General features: G+C 73.5%; 23 protein-coding genes. 8 read left to right on the top strand and 15 right to left on the bottom strand.

Annotated elements, in window-relative coordinates; all coding sequences use genetic code 11:
* Positions 1–6 precede the first annotated feature (6 nt).
* The 3 genes from AC6JBM_RS22930 to AC6JBM_RS22920 all read right to left on the bottom strand — a co-directional run bounded on the left by AC6JBM_RS22930 (position 7) and on the right by AC6JBM_RS22920 (position 2,398).
* Positions 7–498 (bottom strand): GNAT family N-acetyltransferase, encoded by a 492-nt coding sequence (locus AC6JBM_RS22930; RefSeq protein ID WP_497985620.1) that lies wholly within the window; start codon positions 496–498, stop codon positions 7–9.
* Between the two features lie 681 nt (positions 499–1,179).
* On the bottom strand, positions 1,180–2,007 hold the full coding sequence (locus tag AC6JBM_RS22925) for a carbon-nitrogen hydrolase family protein (protein ID WP_497985619.1): 828 nt from the start codon (positions 2,005–2,007) through the stop codon (positions 1,180–1,182).
* A 22-nt stretch (positions 2,008–2,029) separates the two neighbouring features.
* The gene (locus tag AC6JBM_RS22920) at positions 2,030–2,398 is read right to left on the bottom strand and encodes a nuclear transport factor 2 family protein (protein WP_497985618.1); all 369 of its coding nucleotides are present in this window, start codon (positions 2,396–2,398) and stop codon (positions 2,030–2,032) included.
* 95 nt (positions 2,399–2,493) lie between these two features.
* Here AC6JBM_RS22920 and AC6JBM_RS22915 point away from each other — a divergent pair, with 95 nt between their 5' ends.
* Positions 2,494–3,099, top strand: a complete 606-nt coding sequence (locus tag AC6JBM_RS22915) for an ArsR/SmtB family transcription factor (protein ID WP_497985617.1) — start codon at positions 2,494–2,496, stop codon at positions 3,097–3,099.
* A complete protein-coding gene (locus AC6JBM_RS22910) occupies positions 3,096–3,827 on the top strand; it encodes an SRPBCC family protein (RefSeq protein WP_497985616.1) in 732 nt (243 codons plus the stop codon). The genes AC6JBM_RS22915 and AC6JBM_RS22910 overlap by 4 nt, the downstream gene beginning before the upstream one ends.
* 28 nt (positions 3,828–3,855) lie before the next feature.
* On the opposite strand, the gene AC6JBM_RS22905 is transcribed toward AC6JBM_RS22910, so the two are convergent.
* A complete protein-coding gene (locus tag AC6JBM_RS22905; protein ID WP_497985615.1) occupies positions 3,856–4,521 on the bottom strand; it encodes an ABC transporter ATP-binding protein in 666 nt (221 codons plus the stop codon).
* Between the two features lie 108 nt (positions 4,522–4,629).
* Here AC6JBM_RS22905 and AC6JBM_RS22900 point away from each other — a divergent pair, with 108 nt between their 5' ends.
* Complete coding sequence (locus tag AC6JBM_RS22900; protein WP_497985614.1) at positions 4,630–6,171, top strand: HAMP domain-containing sensor histidine kinase; 1,542 nt, start codon at positions 4,630–4,632, stop codon at positions 6,169–6,171.
* Here AC6JBM_RS22900 and AC6JBM_RS22895 read toward each other — a convergent pair.
* Genes AC6JBM_RS22895 through AC6JBM_RS22880 form a run of 4 tightly spaced genes read right to left on the bottom strand, consistent with a single transcriptional unit; the run spans position 6,138 to position 9,327 of the window.
* A complete protein-coding gene (locus AC6JBM_RS22895) occupies positions 6,138–6,614 on the bottom strand; it encodes a hypothetical protein (protein ID WP_497985613.1) in 477 nt (158 codons plus the stop codon). The two genes, AC6JBM_RS22900 and AC6JBM_RS22895, sit on opposite strands and share 34 nt — an antisense overlap.
* 57 nt (positions 6,615–6,671) lie before the next feature.
* The gene (gene galE, locus AC6JBM_RS22890) at positions 6,672–7,625 is read right to left on the bottom strand and encodes a UDP-glucose 4-epimerase GalE (RefSeq protein ID WP_497985612.1); all 954 of its coding nucleotides are present in this window, start codon (positions 7,623–7,625) and stop codon (positions 6,672–6,674) included.
* Positions 7,622–8,323 carry a polysaccharide deacetylase family protein gene (locus tag AC6JBM_RS22885; protein ID WP_497985611.1) on the bottom strand — a complete coding sequence of 234 codons (702 nt, stop codon included), beginning with the start codon at positions 8,321–8,323 and terminating at the stop codon, positions 7,622–7,624. Before AC6JBM_RS22885 ends, galE begins: the two co-directional genes overlap by 4 nt.
* Entirely contained in the window at positions 8,320–9,327 is a 1,008-nt protein-coding gene (locus tag AC6JBM_RS22880) for an MGDG synthase family glycosyltransferase (protein WP_497985610.1), read from the bottom strand. Before AC6JBM_RS22880 ends, AC6JBM_RS22885 begins: the two co-directional genes overlap by 4 nt.
* 98 nt (positions 9,328–9,425) lie before the next feature.
* Here AC6JBM_RS22880 and AC6JBM_RS22875 point away from each other — a divergent pair, with 98 nt between their 5' ends.
* From AC6JBM_RS22875 to AC6JBM_RS22865, 3 genes are read left to right on the top strand one after another with little or no spacing between them, the layout of a single operon-like run.
* On the top strand, positions 9,426–10,259 hold the full coding sequence (locus AC6JBM_RS22875; RefSeq protein ID WP_497985609.1) for an alkaline phosphatase family protein: 834 nt from the start codon (positions 9,426–9,428) through the stop codon (positions 10,257–10,259).
* A 47-nt stretch (positions 10,260–10,306) separates the two neighbouring features.
* Positions 10,307–12,103: an iron uptake system protein EfeO gene (gene efeO, locus AC6JBM_RS22870; RefSeq protein WP_497985608.1), complete on the top strand. Its 1,797-nt coding sequence runs from the start codon at positions 10,307–10,309 to the stop codon at positions 12,101–12,103.
* A gap of 15 nt (positions 12,104–12,118) precedes the next feature.
* The gene (locus tag AC6JBM_RS22865; RefSeq protein WP_497985607.1) at positions 12,119–12,730 is read left to right on the top strand and encodes a DedA family protein; all 612 of its coding nucleotides are present in this window, start codon (positions 12,119–12,121) and stop codon (positions 12,728–12,730) included.
* A 58-nt stretch (positions 12,731–12,788) separates the two neighbouring features.
* Here AC6JBM_RS22865 and AC6JBM_RS22860 read toward each other — a convergent pair whose 3' ends face one another.
* The 5 genes from AC6JBM_RS22860 to AC6JBM_RS22840 all read right to left on the bottom strand — a co-directional run bounded on the left by AC6JBM_RS22860 (position 12,789) and on the right by AC6JBM_RS22840 (position 16,768).
* Positions 12,789–12,977 carry a hypothetical protein gene (locus tag AC6JBM_RS22860; RefSeq protein ID WP_497985606.1) on the bottom strand — a complete coding sequence of 63 codons (189 nt, stop codon included), beginning with the start codon at positions 12,975–12,977 and terminating at the stop codon, positions 12,789–12,791.
* A 283-nt stretch (positions 12,978–13,260) separates the two neighbouring features.
* Entirely contained in the window at positions 13,261–13,806 is a 546-nt protein-coding gene (locus AC6JBM_RS22855; RefSeq protein ID WP_497985605.1) for a hypothetical protein, read from the bottom strand.
* A complete protein-coding gene (locus AC6JBM_RS22850) occupies positions 13,803–14,921 on the bottom strand; it encodes a hypothetical protein (protein WP_497985604.1) in 1,119 nt (372 codons plus the stop codon). Before AC6JBM_RS22850 ends, AC6JBM_RS22855 begins: the two co-directional genes overlap by 4 nt.
* 21 nt (positions 14,922–14,942) lie before the next feature.
* Positions 14,943–15,332 carry a hypothetical protein gene (locus AC6JBM_RS22845; RefSeq protein WP_497985603.1) on the bottom strand — a complete coding sequence of 130 codons (390 nt, stop codon included), beginning with the start codon at positions 15,330–15,332 and terminating at the stop codon, positions 14,943–14,945.
* Complete coding sequence (locus AC6JBM_RS22840; protein ID WP_497985602.1) at positions 15,329–16,768, bottom strand: DUF8832 domain-containing protein; 1,440 nt, start codon at positions 16,766–16,768, stop codon at positions 15,329–15,331. Before AC6JBM_RS22840 ends, AC6JBM_RS22845 begins: the two co-directional genes overlap by 4 nt.
* Before the next feature lie 120 nt (positions 16,769–16,888).
* On the opposite strand from AC6JBM_RS22840, the gene AC6JBM_RS22835 reads away from it, so the two are divergent.
* Entirely contained in the window at positions 16,889–18,064 is a 1,176-nt protein-coding gene (locus AC6JBM_RS22835) for a sensor histidine kinase (protein ID WP_497985601.1), read from the top strand.
* A complete protein-coding gene (locus tag AC6JBM_RS22830; RefSeq protein ID WP_497985600.1) occupies positions 18,061–18,744 on the top strand; it encodes a response regulator in 684 nt (227 codons plus the stop codon). The genes AC6JBM_RS22835 and AC6JBM_RS22830 overlap by 4 nt, the downstream gene beginning before the upstream one ends.
* Before the next feature lie 88 nt (positions 18,745–18,832).
* Here AC6JBM_RS22830 and AC6JBM_RS22825 read toward each other — a convergent pair whose 3' ends face one another.
* Positions 18,833–19,717, bottom strand: coding sequence for an ABC transporter permease (locus AC6JBM_RS22825; protein ID WP_497985599.1), 885 nt, complete (start codon positions 19,715–19,717; stop codon positions 18,833–18,835).
* The gene (locus AC6JBM_RS22820) at positions 19,714–20,625 is read right to left on the bottom strand and encodes an ABC transporter ATP-binding protein (protein WP_497985598.1); all 912 of its coding nucleotides are present in this window, start codon (positions 20,623–20,625) and stop codon (positions 19,714–19,716) included. The genes AC6JBM_RS22825 and AC6JBM_RS22820 overlap by 4 nt, the downstream gene beginning before the upstream one ends.
* Positions 20,626–20,798: the final 173 nt, after the last annotated feature.

Below are 20,798 nucleotides of genomic sequence, written 5' to 3'. Positions count from 1 at the left end.
GCCGCGTCAGACGCCGTCGCCGCCGAGGACGTAGTGGCGCAGCGTGGCCGGCCTGCCTTCGGGGGTGGTCCAGTCGGCGTCGGTGGTGTGGGAATGTCGCCAGCCGGTGGCTTCGTAGAAGGCGACGGCGCCCGAGCGGCGCTCGTCCGCGACGTTCAGCGTCAGCTCGTAGCCGTGCTCGGCGGCCCACGACCGGGCGTGGCCGACCAGCGCGCGGGCGAGCGATCGGCGGCGGGCCGCGGGGGTGACGAAGAGCCGCGACAGTTCGGCGTGGCCGGTCGGGTCGCTGGGCGGGCGCTGGACCGCGACGTGGCCGGCAACGGCGCCGCCCGGCTCCTCGATGATCCATGCCTGCAGGAGCCGTGGTGGGTCGAGCCACGCGCGTGGATCCGCCGGCCAGTGCAGCGGATAGGAGTCGGCCTCGTGCACCGCGCGCAGAGTGACGACGCATCGGTCGAGGTCGGTCGGGTGTCGAGTCAGGATCCTCGGGCGGGACATCGGCTCATGTTCGGCCACGCCGTGACGCCCGGCGTGGGCGCGCTTGTGGCCGCTTCATATGCTGCGCTCCAGGGAGGTGTCATGCCGGATGCTGAACTGATCGGCCGGCTGATCGAGGAGGCGGCACAATCGCCTGACTGGCTTCCAGGGCACCTCCCGGTGTTCAACCTCTGGGGACCATCATGTACCTGACTCCGGCCGGCGATGTCGTCAGGAACGACGAAGAGGGCGGCCCGTTGCGGCCGGCCGATCGGGCCGAACGGGACTTCGCGCTGGCCCGAGCCGCCGAGCGGTATCCGGAACTCGCTCACCTGATGCCTGCGAGGCCGCGGACCGCGACCACCTGCGACCAATGCGACGGGCGGGGCCGGGTGACGCTCGCCCAAGGGAAGATCTTGCCGTGGCAGGCCGAGCAGTTCATGTACTGCCGGGCGTGCGACAGCCTCGGATGGACCGGAAGCACACCCTAGCCCTGCGCCCCGGACGGTATGAGTGCAAGGTTGTGCCGTGGTGCGTCAGCGCCGGCGAGGCCTGGTGCGCCGGCGCCACACCGCCGGGGAGGCCGGAATCTCCGCGGCCGCGGCTGTGCCGTGCGCTCATTGCTCTCCCGGCGGAGCTCAGCCCTCATCGCGGACGGGCATGGGCAGTTCGATGGGGCACCGTCGCGGTGACGTTAGCGGATCAGATGGCGGTTCGGTCGTCGCTGCGCGGGTCGTCGACGCGGCGGCTCCGGTAGATGTCGCCCTGGTTCGCCTCGGCTCGCCAGGGGCGAGCCAGGTGCAGCGCGACGTGGAACTGTGGATCGTCGCGATCCAGCGTGGCGACGGCGAGTTCCGCTGGGGCGTGCACCGATGCCGACTCGCTGCCGTCCGGGCCGATGATCGCCGAGGGCATCAGCGTCGCGCTCTGGGCCGGGACTGACAGGCTCAGCCAGGAGTTGTGGATCGCGGCGTGTGATCGAGCCTTGAGGAAGAAGATCGAGTCGACGGGCCAGGCCGAGAGCAGGAGGCAGTCCACGCCCAGGTTGCCGTACTCGATGAAGAGGCTGGGGAAGTTGACCTCGATGCAGATGGCGCAGCCGAACCGGTAGCCGTCGACGTCGAACACGACGGGGGCGAAGCCGGGGCTGTAGAAGCGGGTGATCTCCGTGTTCGAACAGCGGCGCTTGTCGTAGCGGGTCGCGACCTCGCCCCGGTCGGAGATCACGTAGAGGCTGTTGTGCGGGCGGTGCGGTGCGGTCAGCGGGTGCGCCGAGCCGAGCACGACCCACATGCGCAGCTCGGCCGCCAGCCGGGCCGTCGCCCGGAGTTCCTCACGGACGCCGGGCCAGTCGACGTCGTTCCAGTCCGCGATGAGTTCCTTGGCGTACCCGGACAGGAATCCTTCGGGGAAGTGGATCAGTCTGGTGCCGTCGGCGGCCGCCTGCCGCATCAACCCGCGCGCCCTCGATCCGTTCTCACGGGCATCCGCGGTTGCGACCGGCTGGGTGGTGGCGATCCGGATCGGCATGTCGTTCGGACTCCATGAAAGCTCAAGCGGGTTCGCGGATGTCCATCTCGGCCACCAGTCCGTCGTGGAGGCGGTAGACATGGGTGACAAGGTGATCGGAGAGCAGCGTTCCGGTCTTGTCGCGGACGACCTGATGGACCGTGACGGCGATGCGTCCGTCGGCCTCGGCGGTGAACGCGGTGGGCACGACCGTCGGATCCAGCCGCTCCCATTGCCGGCGCCAGTAGCGGGCCACCTCGTCGCGGCCGTGCACGACGCCTCCCTCCCAGCCGTTGGGCCACGAGACGTCCGGCGTCATGGCGGCCAGCAGCGTCGGGATCTCCCGTGCGTTGAACGCCGAGTAGAGCCCCGTGAGCAACGCCTGCGAGGTGCTGAGGTCCGGCGACGTCATACCGCAAGTGTGGTGCCTGACCGGACGTCCGGTCAGCCCGGTTCGCGGTGGGCGGAACCCTTGACAAAAAAATTTGTCGGTGACAGATTGGGGGCATGCAGGACGTTGCCGTGATCGAGGACGCCGCCGCCGCGGAGGTTTCGCTCGATCCGATCCGGGCTCGGATGCTCGCGGAGCTCGCCGAGCCGCACACCGCGACCACGCTCGCGGCCCGGCTGGGCCTCGCGCGGCAGAAGGTCAACTACCACGTGCGGACGCTGGAGCAGCACGGCCTCGTGGAGCTGGTCGAGGAGCGGCGCAAGGGCAACATGACCGAGCGGGTCGTGCAGGCGTCGGCCGCGGCCTACGTCATCTCGCCGGCCGCGCTCGCGGCGGTGGCGCCCGATCCGGCGCGCTCGCCCGATCGGCTGTCGGCCCGGTGGCTGCTCGCACTCGCGGCCCGGCTGGTCCGGGAGGTCGGCGCGCTCATCACCGGCGCGGCGCGGGCCGGCAAGCCACTGGCCACGTTCGGGCTCGATGCCGAGGTGCGCTTCGCCAAGCCGGCCGATCGGGCCGCGTTCATCAACGAGCTCACCGACGCCCTCATCAAGCTCACCAGCAAGTACCACACCGAAGCCGGCCGGCCGCATCGCGTCGTTGTCGCGGTGCACCCGAGCATCACCGAAGACGCCGACCCACCAGTAGAGGAGCAGCAGCGATGACCCATCCGTTCGAGGTCCGCGAGGAGTTCACCGTCGACGCCACACCCGAGCAGGTGTGGGCGGCGATCACGTCGGGGCCCGGGGTGGACTCCTGGTTCATGGGCCGCTCCGAGATCGACGGCGACGCGCGCACCGCCACGTTCGAGATGTTCGGGAACACCGCGAAGTCGGTGATCACCGAGTGGGAGCCGGGCAAGCGGTACGCCACGCGCGAGGAGCCCGCGCCGGACGGCACGTTCATGGCCTTCGAGTGGCTCATCGAGGCGCGCGACGGGGGCGGCTCGGTGATCCGGGCCGTGCACAGCGGGCTGCTCGGCGAGGACTGGGAGGCGGAGTACAACGGGCTGTCGATCGGCGACCACGCGTACATGACGAAGCTCGCCGTCTACCTCGAGCACTTCGCGCCGCGCACGGCGACCAGCTCGATGTTCCTGCCGGGGCCGGTGCGCGAGGACGTCTGGGCGCAGTTGACGGCCGCGGTCGGAGCCGGCCCCGACGCGGCCGACGGCCAGGCGGCGCGGCTGTCCGTGCCCGGGATCGAGCCGGTCGACGGCACCGTCGAGCATGTCGTCGCGCAGAAGTTCGTGGGCATGCGCACCGCCGACGCGACCTACATGCTGATCCACGGGTACAACGACACGGTCGTCGCGACCGCGCACTTCTACGACGAGCGGGACCGCTCGGCCGAGATCGAGGCGTGGCAGGCCTGGCTGGAGACGGTCGGGTAGCCGATACCCGACGCTTCAACCGACCGCTTCAACCGACTAGGCGGCCGTCGCGCATGACCACGCGGCGTGTGCAGGCCTCCGCGACGGCCGCCTCGTGGGTGATGATCACCATCGTGGTGCCCGCGGCGTTGAGCTCGGCCAGCAGGGCCATGATCTCGCCGCTGGTGCGCGAGTCCAGGTTGCCCGTCGGCTCGTCGGCGAAGACGATCGCCGGGCGGCCGGCCACGGCCCGGGCGATCGCCACCCGCTGACGCTCGCCACCGGACAGCTTCGTGACCCGGTGGCGGGCGCGCCCGGCGAGTCCGACCCGCCGCAGCGCCGCCTCGGCCGCCGCCCGCCGCTCGCTCGCCGGCAGCCCCCGGTAGAGCAGGCCGGTCGCCACGTTGTCCACGGCATCGAGGGACTCGAGCAGGAAGAACTGCTGGAACACGACGCCGACGCGGTGGGCCCGCACCCCGGCGAGCCGCCGGTCGGAAAGCCCCTCCACCGCCTGCCCGTCGATGACCACCGAGCCGCTGGTGGGCCGGTCGAGGGTCGCCATGAGGTGCAGCAGGGTCGACTTGCCGGAGCCGGACGGCCCCGAGACGGCGAGCATGTCGCCGGCCTCGACCCGCAGGTCCACGCCGCGCACGGAGTCGACGGGCGGCTCCCCGGGATACCGCTTGTGTACCGCGCGAAGCTCCAGAACGGCCATGCGCCAACGGTGCCGGAGCGGGCCGCGACCGCGCATCCCCCAAAGGTCACCGTCACCCGCCCCCAATTCGGGGGCCTGGCGCGACCGCCGCCGTGGGTACGCTGGGCCGTGTTGTCCCGACTCGGCCTGCGCTCCCGGATGGCCGTCTCCTACGTCCTCGTGTCGGCCGCGGCGGTCATCCTCGTCGAGGCCGTCCTGCTGGCCGCGGTGCTTCCTCGTGTCCGGGCGGCCGACCGCCTCGCCCAGGACGCCCAGCAGCGGGCGGTCGACGCCGAGCAGGGCCTGAGCCGGCTCACGGTCCAGTCGCTGGCACGGAACCTGGCCGCCGCGATGGCCAAGTCGGTGACCGTGCGCGCGGGCGACGGCGAGCCCCGCTCCGACCGCGCGGCCCTCGCCGGCACGGCCGCCGGGAGCTTCGTCGCCTACACGCGCGGCGGCGCCTCGAACGACCCGCGCACCGGTCTGCTCGTCCAGGTGCTCGCCGGCGCCGACGGCCGGATCCTCGCGACCAACCCCGCCGACGCCTACCCGCCGGGCGCCGAGCTCCCGTCCGCCGCCCGCACCGCGGCCCCCGCCGACGGCCGCACGGACGCGAAGGGGCGCATCTTCAATTGGGCCACCGCCCCGATCGACCTCGCGGACGGCCCGACGACGCGGACCATCGGCATCGCGTACGTCGAGCTGGACCTCAAACCCGGGTCCCCCGAGGGACAGGGGCCGGCGTCCACCGGCGGGTCGTCCGGCAGTCAGGACATCAACTCGCTGGTCTTCTTCGGGGCCGCGGCCCTGGTGCTGCTCATCCCGGTCGGTGCCGTCTTCGGCCTGCTGAGCACCGGCCGGCTCATCCGGCGCATCCGGCGGCTGTCCGACGGCACCGCGGCGATGGCCGGCGGCGACCTGCGCGTGCGCATCCCGGTCGCGGGCGGCGACGAGGTCGCCCGGCTGGAGGAGGCGTTCAACACGATGGCCGCACGCCTCGAGTCGGCCGTGGCCGAGCAGCGCGCCGCGGCCGGGGCGGAGGCGCGGCGGGCCGAGCGCGACCGGATCGCGCGGGAGCTGCACGACTCCATCTCGCAGGAGCTGTTCTCCGTGAGCCTGGTCGCGGGCGGGATGCGCAAGGCGCTGAGCCCCGGATCGGCCCTGCGCGAGCAGGCCGAGGCGATGGAGCGCTCGCTCGCCCGCACCATGCGCGAGATGCGGGCGCTGCTGCTGGAGCTGCGGCCCGTGCGGCTGGAGGATGCCGGGCTGCTCGCCGCGCTGGAGGAGCTCTGCCGGGCGTACGAAATCCGGATCGGCATCGCGGTGACGGCGGATCTGGAGTCCGTGGCGCTCGACGCGCCGGCCGAGCACGCGGTGCTGCGGGTCGTGCAGGAGGCGGTCGGCAACGCGGTGCGCCACGGCGAGCCGGCGTCGATCGAGGTGCGGCTGCGCAACACCGGCGAGCGGGTCGAGGTGACGGTCCGCGACGACGGCCGCGGCTTCGACCCGGGCGACGCGGGCGGCCGGCGCGGGATGGGCCTGGACCTCATGCGGGAGCGGCTCCGCGAGGTGGGCGGCTCGGTGGGGGTCGACAGCGCGCCCGGGCGCGGCACGACGGTCCGGGCGACGCTTCCCGCTCAGTCGTCGAAGTTCGCGCCCGGCCACTCGTAGGCCCGGCAGGCCTCGCGCGCGGCGGCCCAGCCGGGCTGGGCGCTGATCGGCTGCAGCGCCGGCGGCAGCTGGAAGTTGCCGTCGCTGTCCGGGTCGGGGACGGCCGGGATGCCGTTGCGGCGGACGCACTCGGCCCACTTGCGGCGCTGGGCGATCTCGTCCGCCGTCAGCTGCCGTTGCGGCGGGCGGCCCTTGGCCCCGCGGAACAGCTCCAGGCACGCCGGCGGCGGTGTGAGGCCCGCGGCCGGCGGCGGGATCACCCAGCGGCCGTCGTCCTCGACGGGATCGGGGAAGTCGGGGTAGCCGTGGTCGCGCATGCATCGCACGGCCTGGACGAGCTTGTTGTAGTCGGTGCCCGTGGACGGGCCGGCGGCGGGTTCGCCGGTGCCGCACCCGGCCACGGCGAGCAGCACGGCCGTCAGGGCGAGCAGGTATCGCTGCATGCCGCCGATGCTCGCGCCGTCGAGGGCCGGCGGGATACCCCCGAAGGTTGGCGTCCGTCACCCCGAGTTCGAGGGAACGCCGAGCCAGGCGGAGCGCACGGCGTCGTCGAGGGTGTGCCGGGCCCGCCAGCCGAGCTCGGCCTCGATGCGGCGCACGTCGGCGACGACCGCGGCCGGGTCGCCGGGGCGGGGCGGGCCGGCGAGCCACGGTACCGATGCGGCGGTCATGCGTTCGGCCGCGTGGATCACGTCGAGGACCGAGTGCCCGGTGCCGGTGCCGGCGTTGTAGACGCGGGCGCGGCGGCCCGTCGTGACCGCGGCCCCGGCGGCCAGGTGCGCGGCGGCGATATCGGCGACGTGCACGTAGTCGCGGATCGCGGTGCCGTCCGGTGTCGGCAGGCCGGTGCCGGTCACGGTGAGCGGTTCGCCGGTGCGGGCGGCGTGCAGGAGGCGGGGGAGCAGGTTCGTGGTGCCGTGGTCGGCGAGGTGCGGGGCGCCCGCGCCGACGGCGTTGAAGTAGCGCAGGGCGATCCAGGAGACGCCGGGGGAGTTGGCGACGGCGCGTTCGGCGTCGAGCTTGCTGTGGCCGTACGGGTTGAGGGGCCGGGCCGGGGCGTCCTCGGCGACGCTGTCCGAGCCGGGCAGTCCGTAGACGGCGGCCGAGGACGAGAAGACCAGCCGGGTCACGCCCGCCTCGGCCATGGCGCCGAGGACCGTCTCGACGACCGTGACGTTCTGCCGGTGGTACCACTGCGGCTTTTCCCACGACTCCGGGACCGACTTGCTGCCGGCCAGGTGCATGACGCCGGTGACGCGGTGCCGGTGCAGCACGTCGCGGACCGTGGCCGGGTCGCCGGCGTCGCCGCGCAGGAACGGCACGCCGGCGGGGACGCGGCGGGCGTCTCCGGTGGACAGGTCGTCGAGGATCACGACCGTTTCGCCGGCCGTCAGCAGCGCGGCGGTGACGTGCGCGCCGATGTATCCGGCACCGCCGGTCACGAGCCAGGTCATCGCGAAGCCGCCGTGTGCTCGGCGAGCGGGCCGACGCTCAGCCCGCGCTCGCGGGCCCAGCCGAGCAGTTCGGGGAGGGCGGCGGCGGTGCGCTGCCAGGAGCCGGGAGCGGAGGTGACGTCGGTGTCGTGCAGCAGTACCGTGCCGCCGCCGGACAGCCGCCGGGTGACCGTGCGCACGATCGAGTCCGGGGTGGCGCCGGCCTCCCAGTCGCGGCCCCACGCGGTCCACAGCACCGGGGTGAGCGCGAGACAGCGGCAGGCGCGCAGGGCGGCGAGGGTGAACACACCGTACGGCGGGCGGTACCAGCGCGGCGACCGGCCGGTGACGTTCGCGATGAGCATCCGGGCGCGGGTGATGTCGAGGTCGGTCGCGGCCGGGCCACGGCGCAGCAGCAGCCGGTGGTGCCAGCCGTGGACGGCGACCTCGTGGCCGGCGTCGACGAGCTCGCGGCCCAGTTGCGGGTCCTCGGCGAGCATCGAGCCGAGCAGGAAGAACGTCGCCCGCACGTCGTGCTCGCGCAGGATGCGCAGGATGTGCGGGGTCGAGCGGCGGTCGGGGCCGTCGTCGAAGGTGAGCGCGACGTGGCCGGGCCGGCCGATGCCCGCGAGGTGCGGCATGTAGGCGCGCCGCAGCGGCATGATCGCGGTCAGCGGCGGGGCGAGCGTCGCCGCGAACTCCACTGTGGACGGTCTCATGCGGCCAGCTCCGCGATGACGTCCTCGGCCTGGGCCGGGGCCGGGGAGAAGCGCTCCGGGCCGTTCAGGGCGCGGCGCAGCCCGGCGGCGAGGTCGGCGCGGTCGCGGATCCACGGCACCCAGCCGATGCGGTCGAGGACCTCGGCGTTGGTGCGGCCGTGGCCGGGGATGCAGCGGTAGGTGAGCACCGGCAGTCCGGCGGTGAGCGCCTCGAGGGAGGAGAGGCCGCCCGCGTTCTGGACCACGACGTGGCAGGTGCGCATGAGCGCGGGCATGTCGTCGACCCAGCCGAGCGCGATCGCGTCGCCGCGGCGCTGGATGCGCCCGCGGAGCCGCTCGTTGCGGCCGCACACGACGACCGGGGTCGCCACGCCGGTGGCCGCGATGTCGGCGGCCGCGCGTTCGATCGCGCCGACGCCCCAGGCCCCGGCGACGATGAGGGCTCGCGGCCGGCCGCCGGCCCGGGGCGCGGGGGCGAAGCCGGGGCCGACGGCCGGGGCGGTGACGCGGACGTCCGCGGCGCCGAGCTCCTTCGCGTGGCGGGCCACGTCGTCGTGGAGTCCGATGTGGACGTCGACGCCGGGGTGGATCCACAGTGGATGGACCGAGAGGTCGGTGAGGTACGTGCAGACGGGCGCGGCGATGCGGTGCTGCGCGCGCAGGCGGCCGAGGGCCTGGCTCGCGAGCGGATAGGTGGACACGACAGCGGAGGCGTCGCCGACCGCCTCCAGCAGCGCCCGGTCGGCCAGGGCCGTCATGCGGGCCGCGGTCGCCGAGCCGGCGCCGGCCGCGGCGAGCAGCCAGCCCCAGGTGCGCGGGGCGGTGGTGAGCTGCCGGTGGTACCCCTCGCGCAGCAGCCGGCCGAGGTGCCCCGGCACCAGGTCGACGAAGTCGTGGCGCCGGACGTCGAAGCCTCGTGAGGTCAGGCGCCGGGTCAGCTCCGAGGCCACGCCGTCGTGGCCGGACCCGAAGCTTGCGGACACCACCGCGATGGGCTGATTCATGCGGCGAATGGTAGGGAAAGGGCTGCTGAAAGAAGCCTGAATACGCATTCGGCGTGTCCGGTTCATCCCTTTTGTGTGCTGTCCGACAAGATGTAGGTATGCGAATGACCACATTGCCGATCGCTGCCGCGCTGCCCCTGCTCGCCGCCCCGGTGGCCCTCGCGTCCCCCGCGCCGCGGCCGGACCACATCGTGGTGGTGGTGATGGAGAACAAGCGGTACGACTCCGTCATCGGCCACCCGCGGACGCCCTACATCTCCTCGCTGGCCCGGCGGGGCGCCAACTTCACCGACGCCTACGGCGAGACGCACCCGAGCCAGCCGAACTACCTCGCGCTGTTCTCCGGCTCCACCCAGGGCGTGACCGACAACACGTGCATCCGGCGCACCTTCGACGCCCCGAACCTCGGCCGCCAGCTGCTCGACGCCGGCCTGACCTTCACCGGCTACGCCGAGGCGCTGCCGTTCGCCGGGTACACGGGCTGCTCCAGCGGCACCTACGTGCGCCGGCACAACCCCTGGGTCGACTTCGCCGATGTGCCGTCCGGGCTGAACCGGCCGCTGACCGACCTGCCGTCGAGCTGGGACCGGCTGCCGACGGTCGCCTTCGTCGTGCCGGACCTGTGCCACGACATGCACGACTGCCCGAAGGGCGACGCCGACGCCTGGCTGCGGCATACGCTCGGCTCCTACGCGGACTGGGCCGAGACGCACAACAGCCTGCTGATCCTCACGTTCGATGAGGACAACGGCACGGACGGCAACCACATCCCGACCGTGGTGCTCGGCGCCGGCGTGCGGCCCGGCGACCGGGCCGGGCGCGTCGACCACTACGCCATCCTGCGGACCATCGAGGACGCCTACGGCCTCCCGCCGCTCGGTGCGGCCGCGCAGGCGGCGCCACTCAAGGTTCTTTCAGGAATGGATGGGTAATGTTCCATCGAACATGACCTACAACGTGTCGGAGGATGGTTTCCGCCGTGTATTTCGCCGGACCGATCGTCGTCGCGGCCCTGATGACGTTCCTGAGTAGGACCGGGCGCCGTGACCGGCTGCCGGCCGTCGGATTCGGTCTGCTCAGTGCCATCCCGGCGTCGGCGGCGGCCTGGGTGGCGGCCCGCGGACGACCGGAGCTGTTCGAGGCGATCGCGTCGCTCGCGGCCGTCGCGGCTATCGCCGTGCTGATCCTGTGGATGCGCCGGACCGTGCGGACGTTGCGAGGCGAGCCCACCGGCCGGCTCGAGGACGCGCTGGGCGTCAGCGGCTGGGCGGTGGCCGCGATCGCCTTCCTCGCCGCGCTGAGCACGGGGGCGAGCGTCACGTCGGTCATCGGTGCGGCCGCTGCGGTCGGACTCGGCTGGGTCGCATCGACCGCCACCGCCGGGACCGATCCCCGTCGCCTGCTGACCTGCACCGGCACGATGCTCATCCCGATGGCGGCGGGCCTGCTGACACACGGCGTGCACGGGCTGCAGCACGCGGGCGCCCTGCCCGGCGCCGACCGTGTCGCGTTCGACCTCGGCGCCGACCCGGCCTCGTGGTACGCGACCCTGCTGACCGGCACCGTCGGCCTGACCACGCGTTCGACCGTGCTCGAGGCCGGCGCGTGGCTCGCGTTCGCGATGGTCATGACGGCGGTGTTCTGCCGGCCCGCGCACGCCGCACCGCGGCCGCGCGCGCACGGCGTCGTCGTGCTCGCCGCGTTCGCGGTGCTCGTCTCGGCCTGCGGTGCGGCGGCCCCGGCGGCCGACGCCGGGGCCGTCGCCGTCACGGCCACCGACACGGAATGCCGGCTCAGCACCGACCACGCCACCGCCGGGCCGCGGGTCTTCGACGTGCGCAACCAGGGCGCCAAGGTCACCGAGTTCTACGTGTACGCGGCCGGCGACCGCGTCGTCGGCGAGGTCGAGAACATCGCGCCGGGCGTCAGCCGCAGCCTGCACGTCGACCTGCCAGCCGGCACCTACACCACCTCGTGCCGGCCCGGCATGACGGGCACCGGCATTCGCGGCGCGTTCACCGTCACAGGATCCGGCGGCGGTACCTCCAGTGCCCCCTCGGCCGACCCCGCGCTCGCGGCGGCCGCGGCAACCTACCAGGACTACGTGCGGCAGCAGGCGGCCGCATTCGTCGACCAGACCACCGCGTTCGTGGCCGCCGTGAAGTCCGGCGACCGGGCCAAGGCCCAGGCACTCTACGCGCCCGCCCGCGCGCCCTACGAGCGGATCGAGACCGTCGCGGAGAGCTTCGGCGACCTCGACCCGAAGATCGACGCCCGTGACGGCGATCTCGACCCCGGCGTCGCCTGGACCGGGTACCACCGCATCGAGCAGCAACTGTGGAGCGGCGCGGACCTGGCCGCCGTCGCCGGCGTCGCGGACCAGTTGCTCGCCGACGTCACCGAGCTGCGCACGCGCCTCAACGGCGTCACGCTCACCGCCCTGGAGATCGCCAACGGGGCCAAGAGCCTCCTCGACGAGGTGGCCACGAAGAAGGTCACCGGCGAGGAGGACCGCTACTCGCACACCGACCTGTGGGACTTCGCCGCCAACGTCGAGGGCTGCCGGGCCGTGATCGCCGCGCTCACTCCCGCCTACGACGCCCACCTGGACGACAAGTTCGCCGCGGTGGACGCCGAGCTCGCGCTGTATCGGCAGGGCGGGGGCTTCGTGCGGTACGACACCCTGCAACCGGCTCAGGTCCAGCGCCTCGCGGCCGTCGTCAACGCACTCGCCGAACCCGTCAGTGCCGTTCCCGCTGCCGTCGCCCACCGATAACAGATTGGTCCCCTCGTGCATTTTCTGGATCCGCAGTACCTCATCTCGACGTTCGGCCTGATCGGCATCCTCGCGATCGTCTTCGCCGAGTCGGGCCTGCTGATCGGGTTCTTCCTGCCCGGCGACTCCCTGCTGTTCACCACCGGCCTGCTGGTCGCCTCCGGCACCTACCTGCACCAGCCCCTGTGGCTCGTGTGCCTGCTCGTGTCGATCGCGGCGATCGCCGGCGACCAGGTCGGCTACATCTTCGGCCGCCGCGTCGGCCCCGCCCTGTTCCGCCGCCCCGACGCACGGCTGTTCAAGCAGTCGAACCTGACCAGGGCGCAGGAGTTCTTCGACAAGTACGGTGCGCGCTCGATCGTGCTCGCGCGCTTCGTGCCGATCGTGCGCACGTTCACGCCGATCGTCGCGGGCGCGAGCCACATGCACTACCGCACGTTCGTGCTGTACAACGTGATCGGCGGCGTCCTGTGGTCCTGCGGCGTGACGATCCTCGGCTACTTCCTCGGCCAGATCGCCTTCGTGCGGGACAACATCGAGCTCATCCTCATCGGCATCGTGGTGCTGTCCGTCGTCCCGATCGCCATCGAGCTCCTGCGCGCTCGCGCTCGCTCACGAGCCCAGTAGCCGCGGCGTCTCGTAACGGGAGCCGCGGCCGCGGGCCGGCGTGATCTGGGCCGAGTCCTCACCGGGCTCGGCCAGTCTGCGCGAGCGTCGCCGCCAGCGCGACCGTGGCGAGCGGTGCGCCGCTGCGCATGCTCCGGCCGGCCGCGAGCGCGGTGCCCGCGCCGACGAGCAGCCGGGCGCCGCGCGGCCGGTGCCGGGTCGGCACGGTGGCCGGCGGTGCGCTGCTGCGCCGCTGCCTGCCGCTCACACGATGACGACGTTGCGGCACAAGCGGGTCCGGCTAAGAAGTCGCTAAGAACGGTTGCCGATGCCGTCTAAGAATCGGCGGTGCCAGGTCCACGGCAGATCCCTGGCAGCATTCGTTCAGGTTCGCTCCCGACGCTGGCTCGGCGCGGTCGTGACGGTCGCCGCCGCGAGCCGTCGCGACCGCGCCGCGCCGTGCCGTCAAACTGCCACACGCCACACCTGCCTTCGGCGGCGGCGACCGGAGCGGTCCACAATGGACCGTAACCGGCCGCCGTTGTGCACGATCAGCCCGGTAGCGGCAGGAGGTGCCGTGACGGACGGTCCCGGCGCCAGGCGATGACCAGGAACGCGATCAGCGCCGCGAGCGGTATCGCGCACACCGCCCAGCTCAGTGCGGGCGGCGGGCCAGGCTGGTCGAGGACCGGGAGGCCGCGCAGCGCGCCGGTGCCGTGGCCCTGCGGCCCGTCGACGTCGAACGTGAACGTGTAGGCGCCGGGACTGTCGAGGGACTTGACGTCCAGGCCCCACACGTCGAGCCGTCGCGGGTGGCGGACCAGCGGTTGATGCGCCTCGTCCGCCGGCACGTCCGGGCCGGCCAGCGACAGCGTCCCGGACTTGCCGGCGATCCCGCCGTCGGGGATGAAGACCCAGTCGAGGGAGCGCTGCGCGCGCAGCGGCCACACCGAGAAGCCGATGGTCAGCGCGTAGGGGCCGGCCTCGACGTGCTCGGTGTGCACGATGTTGACGGGCTGATAGGCCAGGGCCGCAGTGGCCGGGCCGAGCACGAGCGCGGCGACGACCGCCACGGCGGCGAGCAGGCGAGCGGTCATGGGTGCAGTCCTTCGACGGTCAGAGCGGGTACCAATGCGGGAACACGCTCCGCGTCACCGCGCAGCATGCCGGCGAAGCGCCAGCCGAGGAATGCGCCGAGCGCGCCGAACCCGGCGGCGGCGAGCGCACCGACGGCGAGTCGCGGGCCGGCGGGGGCGGGATCGCCGCCGATGAGCGGGCCCTGCAGCGCGAACGTGACCGCGGCGATGACGCCCGCGAGGGCGCCGGCGATCGAGGGCGCCCAGCGCGGTGACCAGCCGCGCCGGCGGGCCAGCCACACCACCCCCTCGAGCGCCGCCGCGGCCACCAGCAGGAACATCGGAATGCCGGCGGGCAGTTCGGGTGGCTTGCCGCCGAGGTCGTCGCGAAGCGGAAGCCCGACTGCGCCGGCGTAGGCGTGCGCGGCCCAGGGCGCGAACAGCCAGAGTGCGGCCTGCATCGCCCCGAGGACGGTGGCGACGGCGATCGCGGTCCCGGGCCGGCCGACGGTGGCCAGTCCGACGACGAGCAGCATGACGTTGAAGAACGCGATCCCGGCGGTCATCGGATCGAACGGCAGTGGCAGGTCCTTGACCGCGTTGGTGGTGATGGGGCTGAACATCATGAGGATCGGCAGGCTGACCAGGAGCCCGGCCCGGCCCCACGGCTGCCGCCCGGCCGAGCCGAACACGATGACGGCGCCGACCATCGTCACCGTGATGGCGCTGAACAGCGCGATGTGCGGTGGCGAGGCGAGGGTCGCGTCGAAGCCGTAGACGGAGTGCCAGTACAGGTCGACGAGGCCGTACAGCAGGAACGAGGCCGCGCCGACACCGGACACGAGATGGCCCAGCGGCGTTGTGAACACCCCGAGCACGCGCACCGGCGGCCCGCCGGCGAGACCGGTCACGTCCCGGCCGGCTCGGCGGTCGGCCGTCGCCGTGAGGACCATGGCGAGGCTGGCCAGACCGGACACGGCGCTGCCGGAGTACAGCAGCAGGTGCGGCAGCGTGAAGAACGTGTCGGGGCCGACGTCGACGTGCCACTGGACATCCCAGGTGATGCCGACGAGGGACAGCGCGGTGCCGAGCAGGACGGTCGCCGCGCCGAGCCGGCCGACGGTGGTACGGGTCATGCGTGCTCCAATCGTGTGCGTTCACGGCCGAACGGTCAGGGGCAGGACGTGAGCGGTACCAGCGGCGGTGACCCGAAGCAGCCACTCGCCGGGGCTCATCAGGGGGACCCGGGCGGCGCGGAACCGGCCGCCGCCGAGCGGTGTCGCCGCAACCGGTGCGGCGCAGAAGCCCATCGCCGGCAGCACAACGGTGATCTCGACCGGGCCGGTGGCGTCGGGCCGGCCGGTCCGGTCGGTGACCACCACCGCCACATCGCGCTCGCCGGCGCGGGGCTCAGCGACGGCCACCGTGACGATGTACCGCGTCGAGCCGACGGTCAGCTCGACCGGGGCGGCGCCCGCCGGCCACAGCAGCCACCCGAGCGCCGCGGCGGTCAGCACGGCCGCGAGGGCCGTGGCGAGCCGCCTCACGCGGCACCGACCGTGACGGTGAGCGGGATGGTGAAGATGGTGTACTGCCGCTCCACCTGGACCCAGGCGCGGTAGGTGCCCGGCAGCGGGAACGTGAACGTGAACGCGACCACGGGACCGTAGGCGGCGACGGTCTCATCGGGTGCGCCGTCGACACCCGGCGGCATGAGCATGGTCGCGCCGTCCGCGCCCATGTCATGCCCGGCCATGTCCGAGGCCAGGCCCATCGAGTGGCTGTGGGCCCAGACCGGCGCCGTGGCCGGTGCACCGGGACCGACGACGATGAGGTGGCCGAGCATCCCCAGCCACGGCTGCAGGTCCGCGTGCGGCCCGGCGCTGGCGAGCACCGTCACCGGCCGTCCGGCCACGGCCGGCCCGGCGCTCACGCGGAGGTCGCCGGCGCCGGTCGGCGGCCGGGCGGGGCTGCCGCCGCCGGCGAGTTCCAGCTGGGCGCGGACGAGTTGCACCCCGCCGCCCAGGCGCTCGAGCTCGGCGGCGGCCGCGTACCGCCCGGCCGCCGGCGGGTCGAACGACGCCCTGTAGTCACCCGGCCCGACCCGGACCGGGTGCAGGTGCCACAGCGTCCCGTCCGGGCCCGTGACCATCAGATGGACCAGTGCCCCGTCGTGCACCACGAGGTCGTCGGCCGGCAGGCCGGTCGCCGCGTCGGTCAGCCCCAGCCGCAGCTCGCCGGGCTCGGCCCGCAGCGCGGCGTTGACCGGCGGCCGGGACGGGTCCCCGGCGCGGACGGCGACGGCGTACGGGTCGGTGGCGTTGGCCACCGTCGCCTCGCGCTGCAGGCCGGGCTGCGCAGGTACCGGCAGTGACGCCGACAGCGCCGCGCCGGTCGCCGCGACCGCCAGCCCCGCCACGGCAACCGCGGCCGCCAACGCCGTCCACCACGGTCGCCGTCCGGCCGCGGCGACGAGCAGCGTGGCGACCAGCCCGGCTCCGGCGACGGTGAAACCCAGGTACGCGGCGCGTTCCGGCGGGCTCACCACCGGCGCGAAGACGATGAACGGGATGGTCGCGGTGCGGGCTGTGTCGTCGAGCGACAACTGCCAGGGACCGGCCCGGTCGACGCGCAGGGTGATGCCGGTGGGTCCCGGTCGGTCCGGCAGGGTGAGCGTCGCCGATGCGGTGATCGCGCCCGCCGCCGGCCGGTGGGCGCCGGGCCGGTCGGCGCCGGTCGGGGTGACCGCCACACGGATCTGACCGGCCGGCGAGCCGGCGTGGGTGATGACGTCGACGCGGACCGGGCCCGGCACCGCGGTGACGCGCCGGATGGTGACGGTCAGCTCGCGTGGTCCGAGGCTCTGCGCGACGCTGACGTCCGCCCCGGCGCCCGGCGTGTCGGCCCGTGCGGCGGCGGCCGGCCCGAGCACGACGGCGAGGACGGCGGTCAGGGCCAGGACTGCTCGCGATGCGGTGTTCATCGGGGCCGACGCTAGGTGTCGCCGGGCCGGGGATCGTCCCGGTGGCGAGTGACGGACATCCCCCGGCCGGGGGACCCGGCGGGTCTGGCCGCCGGGCATGATCGGTCCGGGGGTGAGCCTGTGACGCCGACCGCGCGTGATGCGCACGATTCGTTGCGGCGGCAGTCGCTGCTGGTCGCCGGGGCGTGCCTCGCCGCCGACGGGCTGGGCTTCGCGCTGTACGGCGACGGGGCCGGGGGCTGGCGCTGGTGGGCGGTGCTCGCCGCGATCGGGCTGGCCGATGCCGCGCTCGCGACCGCGGCACGGCTGTCCGGCGTGGTGGCGGTCGTCGCCGCCGCGGTGCGGTTGCTCGGGCCGCTGTTGCTCGGTGCCCCGGCCGGGCTGGAGGTCAACGATGCCGGCACGCTGATCGCGGGCTACCGGGCCGGTGCGTGGCTGCGCGGGCCGCAGGCGGTCGCCGCGCTCGCGGTGCTGTGCGCGGGCATCGCGGGGTCGTCCGCGGTCGGCGGCGAGCACCCCGGCGGCCTCGCACCGCTGGCGGTGCTGAGCAACGGCGTGCTGCCGTGGCTCGTGGGGCGGTACACCACAAGCCGGCGCGCGTACCTCGACGAGCTCGAACGGCGGGCGGAACAGCAGCGCCGCGACGCCCGGGACGCCATCGCCGAGGCGGTGGCCCAGGAGCGCAGCGCCATCGCCCGGGACCTCCACGACGTGATCGCCCACCACGTCAGCGCCATCAACGTGCACGCCGGCGCGGCCCGCCTCGGCCTGCGCGACACGGACGCCCCCGCGATCGGTGAGTCGCTGCGGGCGGTGGAGACGGCCAGCCGGTCGGCGATGACCGACCTGCGGCGGCTGCTCGACGTGCTGCACAGCGACCCGCAGGAGCCGGCGCGGCAGCCGGGCCTGTCGAATCTCGACGAGCTCGTCGATGCGGTCCGCGCGGCCGGGGTCCCGGTCGCGGTGCTGGTGACCGGGGACGCCCGGCCGCTGCCGCAGTACCTCGACGTCGCCCTGTACCGCGTGGTGCAGGAGATGCTGACCAACGCGCTGCGCCACGGCGACGGCTCCGGCGTCGACGTGTTCGTGGACTACGGGCCCGCGGCGCTCACGGTCGCCTCCGACAACCGAATCGGTCCGGTCGCGGCCGCCGGTGCCGACACCGCGGTGCCGCGTGGCCTGAGCGGCATCCGCAACCGGATGCGGACGTTCGACGGCCGCGCCGAACACGGTCCCGGGGCGGACGGCCGCACCTGGCGCACCGTGGTCGTCGTTCCGTGGGACACCCCGGCATGACCGGCCCGGACGGCGAGCCGCTGCGGGTGTTCCTCGCCGACGACCATGCCCTGTTCCGGTCGGGCCTGCGCACCCTCATCGGCACCCAGCCCGACCTGGCCTGCGTCGGCGAGGCGGCCGACGGCCGGGAAGCGGTGGCCGGCATCGCCCGGTCGCGGCCCGACGTGGCCATCCTCGACGTGCGCATGCCACGCCTCGACGGGCTGGGCGCGACTGAGGCCGTCCTGGCCGCGCCCGGCAACCGGACGAGGGTCCTGGTCCTGACGACGTACGACAGCGACGAGTACGTCTATCGCAGCATCCGGGCCGGGGCGAGCGGCTTTCTGCTCAAGAGCCTGCCGCCGGAGGAGCTCATCGCCGCGATCCGGGTCGCGGCCCGCGGCGACGCGCTCATCGATCCGTCCGTGACCCGGCGGCACATCAGCCGCTTCGCGACCAGCCTGGCCCCGCCGCCGGAGCCGCCGGAGCTGGCCCGCCTGACCGGCCGTGAACGGGAGGTGTTGCTGCTGCTGGCCGAGGCGCACAGCAACGCCGAGATCGCCCGGCGCCTGCACGTCGGCGACGAGACCGTGAAGACGCACGTGTCCCGGATCCTGGCCAAGCTCGGGCTGCGGGACCGCATCCATGCCGCGGTGTACGCCCACCTCAACGGGCTGGTCACAGATCGCGGAGCACCGTGAGGGCGGGGCGCCGCCGCGAGGCAGGCGATGCTGAGCCGAGCCCGCCGGCCAGGGGATCGTACTGCGGAATCCGGGCGGGTATCACCCTTCAGGAGATGTCGCGGGTCCGGAGCAGCCGCGTGCCCGCCAGGGCGGTCACGACGCCGTATCCGAGCAGGACCGCGGCGCCGACCCACTGGGCCGGGCTCTGGTCGAAGGTCTTCGTCGGCGAGATCATGACCGTGGACGCCACGGACGGGACGATCACCTGAGCGGTGAGAATCCAGTCCTGCTTGATGACGTACGTGTAGAGCAGGTCGAACACGCCGCTCGCGGCGGCGGCGCCGACGAGGTACAGCACGGTGGCGGCGACGGTCGCGGCGAGCTGGCTGCGGATGAGCGCACCGAAGCCGACGCCGAACACGGCCCAGATGGCGTAGGCGGCGAGGTTGAGCAGGATCGCGCGGACGACGCCCCACTGGCCCAGCTGGGTGCCGTAGCCCTCGCCGCCGAGGAAGATCGCGCCGACGACGAGCGCGAGCACGGTGGAGGCGAGCCAGGACGCGGCCGCGACGATGACGGCGGTGACGAGCTTGGCCGCGATGACCGCGCCGCGGTGCGGGGTGAACAGGAACGTGGTGGTCGCGGTCTGCTGGTGGAACTCGCTGGTGATGAGCACGATGCCGAGCAGGCAGGCCAGCAGCACCCCGATGAGCTGCCCCGCGGTGAAGATCGTGGCGGCCTGGGTGACCGCGCTGTGGCCCAGCTCCCACTCGCCGCGCAGGCGGTTGAGGAACTCCGGCGGCATCTGCGCCACGTTGCGGCCGTGCGCGTGCAGCGCCACGAACTTGTCGAACGGCTGCAGCAGCTCGTGGGCCTGCACGAGGTTCACGGCGAGCATGACGGCGGTGCTGAGCAGCGTGGCGCCGGCGAAAAGCCACCACAGGCTGGTCGTGCGCAGCTTGAACAGCTCCGCGCGGACGAGTCGCGTCATCGGATGGCCGCCTTCGCCTGGGTCAGGTCGAGAAACACGTCCTCGAGGTCGGGTTGCTCGGTGGTGAGCTGATGCAGCGCGATCCCGGCCGCGAGCGCGGCGTCGCCGACGGCCTCGGCGACCATCCCGGTGACGCACAGCCGGTTCGGTCCTTCCGGAGTGACCGTGCCGCCGAACTGCCGCAGCGCGATGCTGAGCTTGTCCGGCTCGGGGGTGCGCGCGTGCACGCGGGCGTCGCCGCCGACCGAGCTGAGCACCTCGGCGACCGGCCCCTGCCGCATCAGCTTCCCGGCCGCGACGATCACGACGTCGTCGGCCAGGGCCTGCATCTCCGACAGCAGATGGCTGGAGACCAGTACCGTGCGGCCTTCGGCGGCCAGTCCCTGCAGCAGTTCCCGCATCCAGCGGATGCCTTCGGGATCCAGGCCGTTGGCGGGCTCGTCGAGGATCAGGACCCGTGGGTCGCCGAGCATGGCGGTGGCGATCCCGAGCCGCTGGCGCATGCCGAGCGAGTAGCCCTTGAAGCTGCGATCGGCGGCGGGGAGCAGCCCGACCAGGTCGAGGACCTCATCGGCCCGGGCACGGGGCAGGCCGGCGATGATGCAGCACGCCCGGAGGTGGTTGCGGCCGGTGCGGCCCTTGTGCGCCGATGACGCCTCCAGGACCGCGCCCACGATCCGCGCCGGCTCGGCGAGGTCGGTGTAGCGCAGGCCGCCGATGGTCGCCGTGCCGGCGGTCGGCGCGACGAGGCCGAGCAGCATGCGCAGTGTGGTCGTCTTGCCGGCCCCGTTCGGGCCGAGGAACCCGGTCACCCGGCCGGGCTCGACGGTGAACGACAGGCCGTCCACCGCCACGACGTCGCCGTACTGCTTGCGCAGCCCGGACACGTCAATACGAACGTCGTCCATGATTCCTCTCCAGTACCAGCGACGGTCACGGGCAGGTATGCCACGCGCAACCGCGGACGAGCCGCCGACGTCGACAGCGGACGGGGCCTCGGTCATTCTCGGCGGCGATGCGGAGAGCGTCGCCCCGAACCGCTTAAGAATTGCGTGAGAATGCGTTGAACGCCCGGTGTTCA

It is taken from the genome of Dactylosporangium thailandense (assembly GCF_059739745.1).
This window is presented reverse-complemented; position numbering and strand designations above follow the sequence as displayed.

What these genes read in the sequence shown, in the direction of transcription:
- AC6JBM_RS22930 (WP_497985620.1), bottom strand. Translation starts at nt 498, where the DNA reads ATGTCCCGCCCGAGGATCCTGACTCGACACCCGACCGACCTCGACCGA.
- AC6JBM_RS22925 (WP_497985619.1), bottom strand. Translation starts at nt 2,007, where the DNA reads ATGCCGATCCGGATCGCCACCACCCAGCCGGTCGCAACCGCGGATGCC.
- AC6JBM_RS22920 (WP_497985618.1), bottom strand. Translation starts at nt 2,398, where the DNA reads ATGACGTCGCCGGACCTCAGCACCTCGCAGGCGTTGCTCACGGGGCTC.
- AC6JBM_RS22915 (WP_497985617.1), top strand. Translation starts at nt 2,494, where the DNA reads ATGCAGGACGTTGCCGTGATCGAGGACGCCGCCGCCGCGGAGGTTTCG.
- AC6JBM_RS22910 (WP_497985616.1), top strand. Translation starts at nt 3,096, where the DNA reads ATGACCCATCCGTTCGAGGTCCGCGAGGAGTTCACCGTCGACGCCACA.
- AC6JBM_RS22905 (WP_497985615.1), bottom strand. Translation starts at nt 4,521, where the DNA reads ATGGCCGTTCTGGAGCTTCGCGCGGTACACAAGCGGTATCCCGGGGAG.
- AC6JBM_RS22895 (WP_497985613.1), bottom strand. Translation starts at nt 6,614, where the DNA reads ATGCAGCGATACCTGCTCGCCCTGACGGCCGTGCTGCTCGCCGTGGCC.
- galE (WP_497985612.1), bottom strand. Translation starts at nt 7,625, where the DNA reads ATGACCTGGCTCGTGACCGGCGGTGCCGGATACATCGGCGCGCACGTC.
- AC6JBM_RS22885 (WP_497985611.1), bottom strand. Translation starts at nt 8,323, where the DNA reads ATGAGACCGTCCACAGTGGAGTTCGCGGCGACGCTCGCCCCGCCGCTG.
- AC6JBM_RS22880 (WP_497985610.1), bottom strand. Translation starts at nt 9,327, where the DNA reads ATGAATCAGCCCATCGCGGTGGTGTCCGCAAGCTTCGGGTCCGGCCAC.
- AC6JBM_RS22875 (WP_497985609.1), top strand. Translation starts at nt 9,426, where the DNA reads ATGCGAATGACCACATTGCCGATCGCTGCCGCGCTGCCCCTGCTCGCC.
- AC6JBM_RS22855 (WP_497985605.1), bottom strand. Translation starts at nt 13,806, where the DNA reads ATGACCGCTCGCCTGCTCGCCGCCGTGGCGGTCGTCGCCGCGCTCGTG.
- AC6JBM_RS22850 (WP_497985604.1), bottom strand. Translation starts at nt 14,921, where the DNA reads ATGACCCGTACCACCGTCGGCCGGCTCGGCGCGGCGACCGTCCTGCTC.
- AC6JBM_RS22840 (WP_497985602.1), bottom strand. Translation starts at nt 16,768, where the DNA reads ATGAACACCGCATCGCGAGCAGTCCTGGCCCTGACCGCCGTCCTCGCC.
- AC6JBM_RS22830 (WP_497985600.1), top strand. Translation starts at nt 18,061, where the DNA reads ATGACCGGCCCGGACGGCGAGCCGCTGCGGGTGTTCCTCGCCGACGAC.
- AC6JBM_RS22825 (WP_497985599.1), bottom strand. Translation starts at nt 19,717, where the DNA reads ATGACGCGACTCGTCCGCGCGGAGCTGTTCAAGCTGCGCACGACCAGC.
- AC6JBM_RS22820 (WP_497985598.1), bottom strand. Translation starts at nt 20,625, where the DNA reads ATGGACGACGTTCGTATTGACGTGTCCGGGCTGCGCAAGCAGTACGGC.